Source organism: Kytococcus sedentarius (assembly GCF_041937525.1).
Taxonomy (GTDB): domain Bacteria; phylum Actinomycetota; class Actinomycetes; order Actinomycetales; family Dermatophilaceae; genus Kytococcus; species Kytococcus sedentarius_A.
Map to the genome: position 1 here is coordinate 924,176 of NZ_CP169391.1, position 14,254 is coordinate 938,429.

Here is a 14,254-nt window from a genome sequence, read left to right on the forward strand (position 1 = left end):
CGACATGACTGACACCAACCCCCCGCAGACCTCCCGCACGAGGGGCCGCGGAAAGCCCGCGACCGAGCGTGCCGCCAAGGGCGAGGTGCTCCTGGAGGTCGAGGACCTCCACGTGGAGTTCCGCACCAAGGCCGGCGTGGCCCAGGCCGTGAACGGCGTGAACTACACGCTGCGCGCCGGTGAGACCCTGGCCGTGCTGGGTGAGTCCGGGTCGGGCAAGTCCGTGACGGCCCAGGCCGTCATGGGCATCCTCGACTCGCCCCCCGGCAAGATCACCGCTGGCCAGGTGCGCTTCCGTGGCAAGGACCTGCTGGCCATGAAGGAGTCCGAGCGCCGCCTGTACCGCGGCGAGAAGCTCTCCATGATCTTCCAGGACTCGCTCTCGGCCCTGAACCCCGTCTTCCCCGTGGGTGCGCAGATCGCGGAGATGTTCCGCGTGCACCGCAAGATGGGCAAGAAGGAGGCCACGGAGCGCGCCATCGAGCTCATGGACCGCGTGCGCATCCCCGCTGCCCGCGAGCGGGTGAACAACTACCCGCACGAGTTCTCCGGCGGTATGCGCCAGCGCATCATGATCGCCATGTCCATCGCCCTGGACCCCGAGGTGCTCATCGCCGACGAGCCGACCACCGCGCTCGACGTGACGGTGCAGGCCCAGGTGATGGAGCTCCTCGGAGAGCTCCAGCAGGAGATGAACATGGGGCTGATCCTCATCACGCACGACCTGGGCGTGGTGGCGGACGTCGCCGACCAGATCGCCGTGATGTACGCCGGTCGCATCGTGGAGCAGGCCCCGGCCCGGGACCTGTACAGGAACCCGGCCCACCCCTACACCGAGCGGCTGCTGGCCTCGATCCCCCGCGTGGACCAGAAGGGCCAGAAGCTCACCGTCATCGAGGGACTGCCTCCGATGCTCACGAACATCCCCCCGGGCTGTGCCTTCAACCCGCGGTGCCCGTACGCGCAGGACGTCTGCCGCACGGACCGCCCGCCGTTGGAGCAGTTCGCCCCGGACCGCGCCTCGGCGTGCCACTTCTGGAAGGAGACGCTCGATGGGAGCCAGCGCGTTGCGTCCTGAGGACGCCAAGGACCCGCAGCCGGACCGCACCCCGGGCCGCACCGGCCGCGGTGACGTCGGCGCCACCGCGGTGACCGCCACGACGGCGGGGACCACCACGGAGGCCGACTGGAACCGTGACCACTCCGCGGAGAACCCGAACAACCCCGGTACCCCCGCCCGTGCGGTGGAGACGCAGGTCGACGAGGTCGTGGCCACGGGTGTCCGCAAGGACCGCCTGGGTGAGACCCCCGTCATCAGCGGCCGTGGGCTGAAGCGCCACTACCCACTGACCAAGGGTGTCTTCAAGCGCACCTACGGTCACGTGCGGGCCGTGGACGGCGTGGACTTCGACCTCTACCGCGGGGAGACCCTCGGCGTGGTGGGTGAGTCCGGCTGTGGCAAGTCCACCCTGGGCCGCCTCGTCATGTCCCTGGAGAAGCCCACCGAGGGTGAGCTCTTCTACAAGGGCCAGGACGTCTCCTCCATGAACTCGCGCGAGTTCCGGGAGATGCGCCGCAACGTGCAGATGGTGCTGCAGGACCCGTACACCTCACTGAACCCGCGCATGACGGTGGGCGACATCATCGCCGAGCCCTTCCGCATCCACACCGACGTGCTGGACCGCGGCAAGCGCACCGCCCGGGTGAAGGAGCTCATCGACCTGGTGGGCCTCAACCCCGAGCACATCAACCGCTACCCGCACCAGTTCTCCGGCGGTCAGCGCCAGCGCATCGGCATCGCCCGCGGCCTGGCCCTGAACCCCGAGGTGATCGTCTGCGACGAGCCCGTCTCGGCGCTGGACGTCTCGGTGCAGGCGCAGGTGGTGAACCTGATGGAGGAGCTGCAGGACGAGCTGGGCCTCTCCTACATCTTCATCGCCCACGACCTGTCCGTGGTGCGCCACATCTCCGACCGTGTGGCCGTGATGTACCTGGGCCGCATGGTGGAGCTGGGCGACGAGGACCAGATCTACGGCCGTCCGGTGCACCCCTACACGCAGGCGCTGCTGTCGGCGGTGCCTGTGCCGGACCCGGAGCTGCGCGGAAAGCGTGACCAGATCCGTCTGGAGGGCGACGTGCCCTCCCCGGCCAACCCGCCCTCGGGCTGTCGCTTCCGCACCCGGTGCTGGAAGGCCGTGGAGCTGTGCGCCACGAGCGACCCGCAGCTGGAGATCCGTGAGGGCACGGACCACCCCAGCCGGTGCATCTTCTCCGAGGAGCGCCAGGTCGTGGAGGCCGTGCGCTGAGGCGCCGACACACGATGCGGGCCCGTCACCCTTCCGGGGTGGCGGGCCCGCTCGCGTCAGCCGTAGGGCCGACCGTCAGCCGGCGCGCGTCGTCAGCCAGCGACCCGCCCCCACGCGCGCTCCAGTGCCGCCTCGTCGGTGACCTCGCGGGTGACCGGCTCGCAGACCTCGTCCAGCAGCACGAACCGCAGCGTCCCGGCGCGGGCCTTCTTGTCCCCCGCCATCGCGGCCCGCACCTCGGCCCAGCCGGCGTTCCCGTCGTACCTCGTGGGCAGCCCGGTCCGGGCCAGCAGCTCGGCCACCTCGTCGGCGGTCACGCCCTCGAGGCCCAGCTCCTGACCCAGCGCCGCGGCGTAGACCATGCCGATGGCCACCGCATCGCCGTGGCGCAGCCGGTAGCCCTCCACCTTCTCCAGCGCGTGGGCCAGCGTGTGGCCGAAGTTCAGGTGCTCCCGCACCCCCGCCTCGCGGGTGTCGGCGGCCACGGCGCGCGCCTTGACGGCCAGCGCGAGCTGCACGAGCTCGGCGAGGAAGGGCCATGCGCGCGGGTCGTCGCCCAGCCGAGCCCCCTCGCGCACCCGCGACAGGATCTCCCAGCCGTCCACCTCGGCGGCGTCGATGTACCCGCACTTGATGACCTCGGCCAGGCCAGCGCGGACGTCCACCGCCGGCAGCCCGTCCAGCAGGTCCAGGTCGGCCACCACCGCCCGCGGCTGGTGGAAGGCGCCCACCAGGTTCTTGCCCGCGGCGGTGTTGATGCCGGTCTTGCCGCCCACCGAGGCGTCCACCATGGCCAGCAGCGTGGTGGGCACGTGGACGACGTCGACTCCCCGCATCCAGGTGGCGGCCGCAAAGCCGGTGACGTCCGTGGCCGCTCCCCCGCCCACGGCCACCAGCAGGTCGCGCCGGTCCAGTCCTGCGGCGGCGCAGGCCTCCCAGATGCCCTCGATGCCGGCCAGGCTCTTGCCCGCCTCGGCGGCCTCGATGCGGTGAGCGCGCACCTGGGTGCCCATCGCCTCCAGTGCCGCCGTCACGCGCTCCACGGTTCCCTCGAGACCGGGCTGGTGCACGACGAGCGCCCGGTGGGGAACCGATCCCGTCGCCGGCAGCAGGTCGGGCAGCTCGCCGAGCACCCGGTGCCCGATGGTCACCGGGTAGGCGTCCCCACCGGCGCTGGTGGCCACCGAGACCCGCAGCCCCGTGCGCGGGGTCACGGGCCAGGGGCCGGCATCCCCGCTGCCCACCGGATCGAGCCCGCGAGATCCCCCACCCACGCGCTGGGCGACGATGCGGGCCACCTCGTGCGCCGGCCGGCCGGTGGTGTCCACGACGTGCGTCGCCAGCGCCGCGTACGTCTCCTCCCGCGCGGCCACCAGCTCACGCCACCGCTGCAGGGCGCCGTCCGGGTCCTCCCCCAGCAGCGGCCGTCCACCGGCACCCAGCCGCGTGGGAACCGCATCAGGGTCCACCTGCAGCCAGACCACGGCGCGTCCCTGCGCGGCGTGCTGGCGCAGCACCTCCTGCACTGCGGGTGTCATGACGGCCCCGCCGCCCAGGCTCACCACACCGCCCAGACGCACCAGGCCCCCGTTGGTGGTGACGGCCTCACGGACCACCTCGGCCTCCAGGGCCCGGAAGTGTCCCTCCCCGTCGCGCGCGAACAGCTCCGGGATGCTGCACCCGGCACGCTCGGCCACCACGGTGTCGGTGTCGATCAGCCCGTCCGGCCGTGCCAGCAGCTCGCCCACGGTCGACTTCCCCACCCCGGGCGGCCCGATGAGCACCACCTCGGCCGGGGTGGGCTCCAGGTACACGCGCTGCCACGGGAGGCGCCCGGTGCGGTGCCAGCCGGCCTGCTGCGCGGGACCGTAGGAGAACCACCCGAAGCTGCGCGGCCAGCCGGGCCACGGCAGCACCGCGTCCAGCGGGCGTCGCACCCGGTTGCGAGCAGCCCGTACCGCCGCGTGGAGGGTGCCGGGGCGGTTCTCCTCGGACGAGGTCACGCGCGGCCGCCCATGCGCGCCACGCGCCCGCGGTAGTGCTCCATCGCCGCGCGGGTGTCCTCCAGGTGGTCGCCGCCGAACTTCTCCAGCACGGCACGCAGCAGCACCAGGGCCACCTCGGCCTCGGCCACGATCCCGGCGGCGGGGACCGCGCACACGTCGGAGCGCTGGTGGTGTGCCGTCGCCGCCTCGCCACTGGCCACGTCCACGGTGCGCAGGGCCCGCGGCACCGTGCTGATGGGCTTCATGGCCGCCCGCACCCGCAGCAGCTCGCCGGTGCTCATGCCGCCCTCCACGCCGCCCGAGCGGTCGGTCACCCGGCGCACGGCCCCCTCGACCCACTCCATCTCGTCGTGCGCCTCGCTGCCGGGGCGGTCGGCCACGTCGAAGCCGTCACCGAACTCCACGCCCTTGATCGCCTGGATGGACATCAGCGCCCCGGCCAGCTGGGCATCGAGGCGCCGGTCACCGTGCACGTGCGACCCGAGGCCCGGCGGCAGCCCGTCGACCACGACCTCCACCACACCGCCGAGGGTGTCCCCGGCGGCCTTCGCCTCGTCGACGCGCTCCACCATCGCGGCGGACGTGTCCGGGTCGCCACAGCGCACCGGGTCGGCATCGATGCGGGCGCGCCCCTCGGCGCTGGTCAGCTCACCCAGGCCCTGCCGGTCCAGCGAGCCACCGGGCAGGTGCACGGCGCCGAGGGCCACCACGTGGCTTCCCAGCCGGATGCCCAGGACGCCCAGGGCCTTCCGGGCCACCTCCCCCAGGGCCACCCGCGCCGCGGTCTCCCGGGCACTGGCCCGCTCCAGCACGGGCCGCGCCTCGTCGAGCCCGTACTTCTGCATGCCCGCCAGGTCGGCGTGCCCCGGTCGCGGCCGGGTGAGGGGACGGTTGCGGGCCACCTCGCGGGCGTCGCCGCGCCCCGCATCGACCTGCAGCGCCTCGGCGGGCACCGGGTCGGCCGACATGACGGCCTCCCACTTGGGCCACTCGGTGTTGTCGATGCGGAGGGCCACCGGCGACCCCATCGTCACCCCGTGGCGCACGCCCCCGATGAGGGTGACCCGGTCGGCCTCGAAGGACATGCGCGCCCCGCGGCCGTACCCCAGGCGGCGGCGCGCCAGCGCGTCGGCGAGGTCACCGGTGGTCACCGGCACGCCCGCGGGCACCCCCTCCAGCACACCGGTCAGGGCTTCTCCGTGCGACTCTCCGGCCGTCAACCACCTCAGCATGGTCACAGCCTATGCAGCGCCCGCAGCTCCGCCGGCAACCCCCCGGCGGTCCCCTCGGCGGTGGGGCGGTGGCCGGTCATGAGCTCCACCTGGTCCACCGCCTGCTCCACGAGCATGTGCAGCCCACTGACCACCCGCGCGCCGGATCCCTCGGCCGCGGCCGCCCAGGGGTGCGGCCAGTCCGCGTACTGCGCGTCCACCCACACCAGGCCGGCACCCTCCTGTCCCCAGGCGGGCGCGGGCAGGGTCTCCCACCACCCTGCCGGCAGGGTGTTCACCACGAGCAGCGGGGCGGAGGTCCCCTCGAGCAGCGGGGCGGCAGTCCCCTGGCGCGGGCCGTCACCAGCGGCCCCCCGCAGCAGCCCGTCCAGGCCCGTCAGCCGGGCGACGGTCAGGCCCACCCCCAGCTCGTCGGCCAGTGTGTGGAGCTCCGGGCGCACCTCCCGACGCACCACCACGGTCAGCTTCGTCACCCCCGTGCGGTGCAGGGCCAGCAGGGCCGAGCGCGCGGTGGCCCCCGAACCCAGCAGCACCGCCGGCCCCCTGCGGCCCTCCGGCAGGTTCCGACCGATCACCCGCTCCAGCGCGGGCACGTCCGTGTTGGCCGCCCACCAGCCCAGGTCGTGCCACACCAGCGTGTTCGCACCGCCCGCCCGGCGCGACGCCTCATCCGCGCCCACACCCGCCACCCCCAGCGCGAGGGCCTCGGCCTTCAGCGGCATGGTCACCGAGAGCGCCCTGACACCACCGGCACCGTGCAGCTCCTCCACGGCGCGCGCCAGCCCGCCCTCGGGGACCTCCACCCGCTCGTAGCTCCCCCCGGTGAGCCCGAGCTGCTCCCAGGCCGCCCGGTGGAGCGCCGGCGACATCGAGTGCGCGATGGGGTGACCCACCACCACCGCGTGCGGCGCCCGCCCCCGTGGCCGGCTCAGCACATGTCCTCGTTCTGCTGGCACCAGCGGTTGAACATGGACACGTAGCGCTGGTGCTCACCGAAGGTCTGCGAGAACTTGGTCTCACCGGTCAGCGGGTTCACGGCCACGAAGTACAGGAAGTCGGTGTCGTCCGGGTCCACCGCCGCGTCCAGGGCAGCGCGGCCCGGGCTGTTGATGGGGCCCGGGGGCAGCCCGGTGCGCTCGTAGGTGTTGTACGGGCTGTCGGCCTTGCGCTGCTCGGAGCTGGTGGCCGCGCGCCCGCGCTCCTGGTGGATGAAGTGGATGGTGGAGTCCATCCCCAGCTCCATGTCGGTGTCCAGGCGGTTGTAGACCACCGAGGCCACCTTGCCGCGGTCGGCCTGCCCCGAGCTCTCGGCCTCCACGATGGAGGCGACGGTCAGCATCCGCTGCCACTCGTCCCGCGCCACCTCCTCGCGGCGCAGCTCGGTCTGGGTCTGCTCCACCATCTTGCGCACCTGGGTGCGCGCGTCGTCATCGATGTCGAAGTTGTAGGTGGAGGGGAAGAGCCATCCCTCGAACTTCCCGCCGGCCTCCTGGGGCAGCCCCACGTCCTGTGGCGTCAGCGCGTCGTAGTCCTCGCGGGGCACGTCGGTGCCCTTCGCCAGGCGGTCGAAGGTCTCGTCCACCCACAGCCCCTCGGGCACGGTCACCTTGTCGACGCGCAGGTTGCCCTCGTCCAGCAGCGCCTCGATGGCGGCCACGGAGCTCATCTCGTTGCGCAGCACGTACGTGCCGGGCTGCAGTCGCTCGATGCGGGGCTCCAGTCGCGCGAGCTCGTTGAACGCCGCGGCGGAGGCCACCACGTCCTCCTCGGCCAGGATCCGCCCCACGTCGAAACCGCTGGAGCCGTCCGGCACCTTGACCAGCTTCTCCCCGTGCCCCTCCCCCTCGTGATCCGGGTGACTGCCCAGGTCCGGGATGGCCACCGCGGAGAGCGCCGGTGCCAGAGTGTCCCAGGTGAGGGCCGAGCCCACCCCGGTCAGGGCCAGGGCGCCCACCATCACCGCGGCCACCTGGGCGCGCGGAGGGCGGGGCGGCGCCGTGCGACGCAGACGGCTGCTGCGGCGGTGCTCTGCCATGCGCGACGGCTCCTGTCGTCCGGGGGTGCTCACGGGGTGTTGCCAGCCGCTCGACGGCGCGGTTTGCGCCCGGGGACCAGCTCACCGATTCTAGATCCCCCACGCCACGCATCGAGGGACATCTGCAGGATCTCCACCGCGGCGGCCTGGTCGATGCGGTCGCGCTGCTCCTTGGCGCGCACGCCCGCCTGGCGCATGCCGCGGCTGGCGGCCACGGTGCTCATGCGCTCGTCGACCAGCCACACCCGCACCGCCGGCCCGAGGGCGGCCGCCAGGTGCTTGGCCCACCGGCGCGCCTCGGCGGCCGAGGTGCTCTCGTGGCCGTCCAGGTGGCGCGGCAGGCCTACCACCACCCCGGTGGACCGCTCGTCCTCGCGGACCAGTCCCAGCACCCGGTCCAGGGCCGCCTGCCCCTCGCCCACTGACACCGTCTCCACGGGGGTGGCCAGCACGCCCTGCGGGTCGCAGCGCGCCACGCCCACGCGGGCCAGGCCCACGTCGACGCCCCAGACCACGCCGGGCAGGGGCGAGTGCTCCTGCCCGGCGTGGCCGGGGTGCTCCGGGGCGCTGTTCACGATGCGGTCAGGCGTTCGCCACCGCGGCACGGATGGCCGCCAGGGCCTCGCCGGCCTTGGCGTTGTCCTGGCCACCGCCCTGCGCGAGGTCGTCCTTGCCGCCACCGCCGCCACCGAGGGCGGTGGCCGCAGCCTTCACCAGCGCACCGGCCTTCACACCGGCATCGCGGGCGGCCTGCGTGGTGGCCACCACGACCACCGGCTTGGCGCCGGCCGTGGAGACCAGCGCCACGGCGGCCGCGCTCTCACCGAAGCGGCCGCGGACGTCGGTGGCCACGGAACGGAGCTCACCCCCATCGACCTCGGGCAGCTCCTTGGTGACCAGCTGGATGCCGCCCACCTGCTCGGCCTCGTCCACCAGACCGGCGGTGGCGCCCTGGGCCTGCTGGCGCTTCATGGCGGTGATCTCGCGCTCGGTCTCCTTGAGGCGGGCCACCAGCTGCGACACCTTGTCGCGCAGCTCGGTGGGCTGCACACCGGCGATGGTGCTGAGCTCGGCCACCAGGGCCCGCTCGGTGGCCAGGTGGCGCAGCGCGTTCAGCCCCACGAAGGCCTCCAGGCGGCGCGAGCCCGAGCCCACCGACGACTCGCCGGTGAGCGTGAGGGCGCCGATCTGGCTCGAGTGCTGCACGTGCGTGCCACCACAGAGCTCACGCGACCAGGGGCCCCCGATCTCGATGACGCGCACGTCCTCGTCGTAGGTCTCACCGAACAGGGCCAACGCGCCCCACTCGCGGGCGGCGGGCAGGCTCATCCAGTGCGCGGAGACCGGCAGGTCGTCGCGCACGGCGAGGTTGGCGACCTCCTCCAGCTCGCTGCGGGTCGCCGCATCGAGGGCGCCGTTCCACGCGAAGTCGAGGCGCAGGTAGCCGGGCTTGTTGTACGAGCCGGACTGCAGGGCGGAGGGGCCCAGCACCTGCCGCAGCGCGGCGTGCACCACGTGGGTGCCCGAGTGGGCCTGCGCGGCCTCCAGGCGCCAGGTGGGGTCCACCTCGGCGCGGGCGTCCGCGCCCTCGGTCACCTCACCCTGCGCCACGCGCACCGTGTGGGCCACCAGGCCCTTCACGGGGCGCTGCACGTCCACCACCTCGAGGCGCGCGCCATCGAGGGTGATGATGCCGGAGTCGGCCACCTGGCCACCGGACTCGGCGTAGAAGCTCGTGGTGTCCAGCACCACCTGGCCGGTCTCACCCTCCGCCAGGGAGGGCACGCGCTCGCCCTCGCGCACCAGACCCACCACCCGGGCGTCGGTGGCCAGGTCGGTGTAGGCGCGCCAGTCGGTGGCGCCCAGCCCGCGCAGCTCACGCCACACCTCGGTGTTGGCGTGGCCGGACTTCTTGGCGCGGGCGTCGGCCTTGGCCCGCTCGCGCTGCTCGGTCATCAGACCGCGGAAGCCGGCCTCGTCCACCTCGAGCCCCTGCTCGGACGCCATCTCCAGGGTCAGGTCGATCGGGAAGCCGTAGGTGTCGTGCAGCGCGAAGGCCTTGTCGCCGGGGAAGACCTTCTTGCCGGCCTCCTTGGTCTGGCCCGCGGCCACGTCGAAGATGGTGGTGCCCGCCTCCAGCGTGCGACGGAAGGCATCCTCCTCGGCGTAGGCGATCTGGCTGATGCGGTCCCAGCCGGAGACCAGCTCGGGGTAGGACTCCCCCATCAGGTCACGGGAGATGGGCAGCAGCTCCGGCAGCGCCGGGTCCTGCACGCCCAGCAGCCGCATGGAGCGCACGGCGCGGCGGAGCATGCGACGCAGCACGTAGCCGCGGCCCTCGTTGCCGGGCACCACGCCGTCACCGATGAGCATCAGACCGGAGCGCACGTGGTCGGCCACCACGCGCAGGTGCACGTCGTGCGGGTGGCTCTCGGCCGCGATGTGGCCCGAGCTGGCCCCGTACTCCACACCGGCCATCTCCGCGGCGCGGTCGAGCACCGGGAAGACCTGGTCGATCTCGTACAGGTTGTCCACGCCCTGCAGCACGGAGGCGATGCGCTCCAGGCCCATGCCGGTGTCGATGTTCTGCTGCGGCAGGTTGCCGGAGATGTCGAAGTCGGACTTGGAGCGCACGGCGGAGAGCTCGTGCTGCATGAAGACCAGGTTCCAGATCTCCATGAACCGGTCCTCGTCCACCGCCGGGCCCCCGTCGCGGCCGTACTCGGCGCCGCGGTCCAGGAAGATCTCCGAGCTGGGGCCACCGGGGCCGGGCACACCCATGCTCCAGTAGTTGTCCTCCTCGTCGCGGCGGACGATGCGCTCGGCGGGCAGGTCGGTGAGCTCCAGCCAGAGGTCGAAGGCCTCGTCGTCGTCGTTGTAGACGGTGGCCCACAGGTCGTCCTTGCGCAGGCCCAGGCCACCGGCGGACTCCGGGGTGGTGAGGAACTCCCAGGCCATGGAGATGGCCCCGGCCTTGAAGTAGTCGCCGAACGAGAAGTTGCCGTTCATCTGGAAGAAGGTGCCGTGGCGGGAGGTCTTGCCCACCTCCTCGATGTCACCGGTGCGCACGCACTTCTGCACGCTCGTGGCGCGCTGCCACGGCGGGGTCTGCTGACCCAGCAGGTAGGGCTTGAAGGGCACCATGCCGGCGTTCACGAACAGCAGGTTCGGGTCGTCGTGGATCAAGGGGGCGCTGGGCACCACGGCGTGGTCCTTGCCCTCGAAGTAGGCAAGCCACCGTCGGCGGATCTCAGCGGTTTCCATCACAGCTCCTGATCATGGGGACGAGTTCGGCAGGTGTGCACACGACTGCACCGTCGACCCCGCAGGAGGCCGACGGTGCAGGATATCGCGAGGTTCTCAGGCGGCCCCGGTGGTGATGGTGCGGGCCTCGGGGAAGAAGCACGCGGCCTCGTGCCCGACCGCCCCGTCCTTGACCTCCAGCGGGGGGCGGCTCTCGGCGCAGACGTCCTGGGCCTTCCAGCAGCGGGTACGGAAGGTGCAGCCGCTCGGGGGGTCGATGGGGCTGGGCACGTCACCCTCCAGACGGATCCGCTCCTGACGGGCCATGCCCCGCACCACGTTGATGTCCGGTGCAGCCGAGAGCAGCGCCTGGGTGTAGGGGTGCAGCGGGTTGCCGTAGATCTGGTCGCGGTCCCCGATCTCCACGATGCGGCCCAGGTACATCACGGCCACGCGGTCGCAGAAGTGCCGCACGACGCCCAGGTCGTGGGCCACGAACACGAAGGCCAGGTTGAACTCGCGGCGCAGGCGCTCCATCAGGTTCATCACCTGGGCCTGGATGGAGACGTCCAGGGCGGACACCGGCTCGTCGGCCACGATCACCCGCGGCTCCACCGCCAGGGCGCGGGCGATGCCGATGCGCTGGCGCTGACCGCCGGAGAACTCGTTGGGATACCGGTTGATGTGCTCGGGGTTCAGACCCACCAGCTCCAGCAGCTCCTGCACACGCCCCTTGACCTTGTTGGCCGGCATCAGCTTGTGCACCCGGATGGGGGTGGCGATGATGTTGCCCACCGTGTAGCGGGGGTTCAGGGACGAGTACGGGTCCTGGAAGATCATCTGGATGTCGCGGCGCAGGGGGCGCAGCTTGCCCTCGGGGTACTGCGCGATGTCCTGCCCCTCGAACACGATCTGGCCGGAGGTCGGCTGCTCCAGGCGGGTCACGAGGCGACCGGTGGTGGTCTTGCCACAACCGGACTCACCCACCAGGCCCAGGGTCTCCCCCGCTGCCAGGTCGAAGCTCACCCCATCGACCGCCTTCACGGTCTTCTTGGTGGGGAGGAGTCCGTTGTACTCGGTGATCGGGAAGTGCTTGGTCAGGTCGTTGACCTCCAGCAGGATCTCCCGGTCGGCCGTGCTCCGGCGCGGGTGGACGACGACGTCGTCGCCGAGGCGGGTGCTCATCGCAGGGACTCCTGGGGGGTGGGGGTGGTTTCGGAGATGTCCACGCCCAGCGCGGACAGGTGGCAGCGCACCAGGCGGCGCTCGGTACCGGGCGGAACGGTCAGGCCGGGCACCTCGGTACGGCACAGGTCGCCGGGCACCTGGGCGGCGAACTCGCAGCGCGGGTTGAACGAGCAGCCGCTGGGCAGCTGCGTGAGGCTGGGCGGGGCCCCCTTGATGGGGCGCAGCTCCTCCCCCACGGTCTCGCTGATGCTGGGCACCGAGCCCAGCAGCCCGCGCGTGTACGGGTGGCGGGGGTCTGCGAGCACCTCGGTGGTGGTGCCGCGCTCCACCCCCCGGCCGGCGTACATGACCAGCGTGTCGTGGGCCACCTCGGCCACCACCGCCAGGTCGTGCGTGATGAGGATGATGGCCGAGCCGAACTCCTTCTGCAGCTCACGCAACAGGTCCAGGATGCCGGCCTGCACGGTGACGTCCAGGGCGGTGGTGGGCTCGTCGGCGATGAGCAGCTTGGGGTCGTTCACCAGGCCGAGGGCGATCATGGCGCGCTGGCGCATGCCGCCGGAGAACTCGAAGGGGTACTGCTTGGCGCGCTTCTGCGGGTTGGGGATGCCCACCCGGTCGAGCATCTCCACGGCGCGGGCCATGGCCTTGGACCGCGAGACGTTGTGGTGCACGCGGTAGGCCTCGACGATCTGGTCGCCCACCCGCTTGTAGGGGTGCAACGAGGACTGCGCGTCCTGGAAGATCATGGCGGCCACGTTGCCGCGGACCTTGCGGAACTGGGACTGGCTCGCCCCCACGAGCTCGCGGCCGTCCAGCTGGATGGAGCCCGACATGCGGGTGCGCTTGGGGTCGTGCAGGCCCATCACGGCCATGGTGGAGACGGACTTTCCCGAACCGGACTCGCCCACCACCGCCAGCGTGCGGCCGGGGTGGACGTCGTAGCTCAGACCGTTCACGGCGCGTACGAGGCCGTCCTCGGTGGGGAAGGCGACCTTCAGGTCTCGAACGCTGAGCAGCGGCTGCCCCAGGTCGGGGCGGGCGAAGATCGCGTGCGGGTCCTCGGGAGTGGGGTGCATGTCAGTCATGGTGGGGTCCTCGGGTCGCGGCGGGCTGGTCTCGGTGCTCACGGTGCTCACTGCAGCCGGACGCGCGGGTCGATGACGCTGTAGAGCAGATCCACGATCAGGTTGCCCAGCGTGACCAGCACGGCGCCCAGCATCACGGTGCCGGCGATCACCGGCAGGTCGTCCTGCCGGAAGGAGTCGATGGCGAGCTTGCCCATGCCGGGCAGGCCGAAGATCGTCTCGGTGAAGATGGCGCCCATGAGCTCGGTGGCCACCGACATGCCCACGAGGGTGACGAACGGGGCGATGGCCGCGCGCAGGCCGTGCTTGTAGCTGACAGCGGTCTCGCTCAGCCCCTTCGCGCGGGCCGTGCGGACGTAGTCGGAGTTCTGCACGTCGATCATGGAGGCGCGCACGTACCGGATGTAGCTCGCCGATGCCCAGGCGCCGTAGAAGAGCCACACACCCAGCAGGCCCATGGCCCAGGCCACCGGGTCCTCCCAGGGCTTGTGCCACTCGGCGCGGGGCACGATGCCGGTGAAGACCATGGCGTACAGGAAGAAGATCAGCGCGCACACGTAGTAGGGAATGGAGCTGATGAACTGGCTGCCACCCACGATGACGCGGTCGAGGGCCGAACCGCGGAACTTGGCGGACACCACACCGGCGATCAGCGCGAGGATGACGTACACGACCATGCCGCCGAAGACCAGCGAGGCCGTGACCGGGAAGGCGTCCAGCACGAGCTCGGTCACCGGCGCGTTGCGGTAGTAGCTCCAGCCCAGGCAGGGGGCCTCGCACACCTTGACGAAGGCACCGTTGGTGATCTCCCGCCCCATGAAGATGCCGCCGACGAAGTCAGTGAACTGCTGGTGCATGGGCACGTTGAGCCCGAGGGCCTCGGCGATCTGGTCGACCCGCTCGGGCGTGCACGACGGCGAGTCACCACAGATGGCCCCCGCGGGATCGCTGGGACCCATGAAGAAGACCACGAAGGTGATGAGGATGACCGTGAAGAGCACGGCGACCGAGATGGCCAGACGGCGCAGGATGTAGACGAGCACCCAGAACTCCTGAACGATGGTGATGGGTGGTACGGGAACAAGCGGCGGGGGCCGGAGCGGCCCACCGGACGGGTGGCAGGACCAAGGTCCTGCCACCCGTGGTGTGGCGGTCA

The 14,254-nt window shown here is 72.0% G+C and carries 11 protein-coding genes and 1 pseudogene; 2 read left to right on the top strand and 10 right to left on the bottom strand.

Annotation, left to right across the window (positions count from 1 at the left end):
- Positions 1 to 4 precede the first annotated feature (4 nt).
- A complete protein-coding gene (locus ACEY2A_RS04300; protein ID WP_374929642.1) occupies positions 5 to 1,078 on the top strand; it encodes an ABC transporter ATP-binding protein in 1,074 nt (357 codons plus the stop codon).
- Positions 1,053 to 2,306, top strand: a complete 1,254-nt coding sequence (locus tag ACEY2A_RS04305; protein ID WP_374929643.1) for an ABC transporter ATP-binding protein — start codon at positions 1,053 to 1,055, stop codon at positions 2,304 to 2,306. Before ACEY2A_RS04300 ends, ACEY2A_RS04305 begins: the two co-directional genes overlap by 26 nt.
- A 92-nt stretch (positions 2,307 to 2,398) precedes the next feature.
- Here the strand turns inward: ACEY2A_RS04305 and aroB are convergent, their stop codons facing one another.
- The 10 genes and pseudogenes from aroB to ACEY2A_RS04355 form a co-directional block, all read right to left on the bottom strand.
- Positions 2,399 to 3,604 (bottom strand): 3-dehydroquinate synthase, encoded by a 1,206-nt coding sequence (gene aroB / locus ACEY2A_RS04310; protein ID WP_374929970.1) that lies wholly within the window; start codon positions 3,602 to 3,604, stop codon positions 2,399 to 2,401.
- Positions 3,599 to 4,309 (bottom strand): annotated as a pseudogene (locus ACEY2A_RS04315) (shikimate kinase); the annotation flags it as partial. The pseudogene ACEY2A_RS04315 and the gene aroB, both read right to left, overlap by 6 nt.
- Positions 4,306 to 5,544 carry a chorismate synthase gene (gene aroC, locus ACEY2A_RS04320; protein WP_374929644.1) on the bottom strand — a complete coding sequence of 413 codons (1,239 nt, stop codon included), beginning with the start codon at positions 5,542 to 5,544 and terminating at the stop codon, positions 4,306 to 4,308. The gene aroC and the pseudogene ACEY2A_RS04315, both read right to left, overlap by 4 nt.
- 2 nt (positions 5,545 to 5,546) lie before the next feature.
- Positions 5,547 to 6,437, bottom strand: coding sequence for a shikimate dehydrogenase family protein (locus tag ACEY2A_RS04325; protein ID WP_374929645.1), 891 nt, complete (start codon positions 6,435 to 6,437; stop codon positions 5,547 to 5,549).
- Positions 6,438 to 6,472: 35 nt separating this feature from the next.
- Complete coding sequence (mltG, locus tag ACEY2A_RS04330; RefSeq protein WP_374929646.1) at positions 6,473 to 7,579, bottom strand: endolytic transglycosylase MltG; 1,107 nt, start codon at positions 7,577 to 7,579, stop codon at positions 6,473 to 6,475.
- A 29-nt stretch (positions 7,580 to 7,608) separates the two neighbouring features.
- Positions 7,609 to 8,154, bottom strand: coding sequence for a Holliday junction resolvase RuvX (gene ruvX / locus ACEY2A_RS04335; protein WP_374929647.1), 546 nt, complete (start codon positions 8,152 to 8,154; stop codon positions 7,609 to 7,611).
- Positions 8,155 to 8,161: 7 nt separating this feature from the next.
- Positions 8,162 to 10,843 carry an alanine--tRNA ligase gene (alaS, locus tag ACEY2A_RS04340; protein WP_374929648.1) on the bottom strand — a complete coding sequence of 894 codons (2,682 nt, stop codon included), beginning with the start codon at positions 10,841 to 10,843 and terminating at the stop codon, positions 8,162 to 8,164.
- A gap of 96 nt (positions 10,844 to 10,939) precedes the next feature.
- On the bottom strand, positions 10,940 to 12,007 hold the full coding sequence (locus ACEY2A_RS04345) for an ABC transporter ATP-binding protein (protein ID WP_374929649.1): 1,068 nt from the start codon (positions 12,005 to 12,007) through the stop codon (positions 10,940 to 10,942).
- On the bottom strand, positions 12,004 to 13,098 hold the full coding sequence (locus ACEY2A_RS04350) for an ABC transporter ATP-binding protein (RefSeq protein ID WP_374929650.1): 1,095 nt from the start codon (positions 13,096 to 13,098) through the stop codon (positions 12,004 to 12,006). Before ACEY2A_RS04350 ends, ACEY2A_RS04345 begins: the two co-directional genes overlap by 4 nt.
- A 47-nt stretch (positions 13,099 to 13,145) precedes the next feature.
- Entirely contained in the window at positions 13,146 to 14,141 is a 996-nt protein-coding gene (locus tag ACEY2A_RS04355) for an ABC transporter permease (protein ID WP_374929651.1), read from the bottom strand.
- Positions 14,142 to 14,254: the final 113 nt, after the last annotated feature.

What these genes read in the sequence shown, in the direction of transcription:
- mltG (WP_374929646.1), bottom strand. Translation starts at nt 7,579, where the DNA reads ATGGCAGAGCACCGCCGCAGCAGCCGTCTGCGTCGCACGGCGCCGCCC.
- ACEY2A_RS04345 (WP_374929649.1), bottom strand. Translation starts at nt 12,007, where the DNA reads ATGAGCACCCGCCTCGGCGACGACGTCGTCGTCCACCCGCGCCGGAGC.
- ACEY2A_RS04300 (WP_374929642.1), top strand. Translation starts at nt 5, where the DNA reads ATGACTGACACCAACCCCCCGCAGACCTCCCGCACGAGGGGCCGCGGA.
- ACEY2A_RS04305 (WP_374929643.1), top strand. Translation starts at nt 1,053, where the DNA reads ATGGGAGCCAGCGCGTTGCGTCCTGAGGACGCCAAGGACCCGCAGCCG.
- ACEY2A_RS04350 (WP_374929650.1), bottom strand. Translation starts at nt 13,098, where the DNA reads ATGACTGACATGCACCCCACTCCCGAGGACCCGCACGCGATCTTCGCC.
- aroC (WP_374929644.1), bottom strand. Translation starts at nt 5,544, where the DNA reads ATGCTGAGGTGGTTGACGGCCGGAGAGTCGCACGGAGAAGCCCTGACC.
- alaS (WP_374929648.1), bottom strand. Translation starts at nt 10,843, where the DNA reads ATGGAAACCGCTGAGATCCGCCGACGGTGGCTTGCCTACTTCGAGGGC.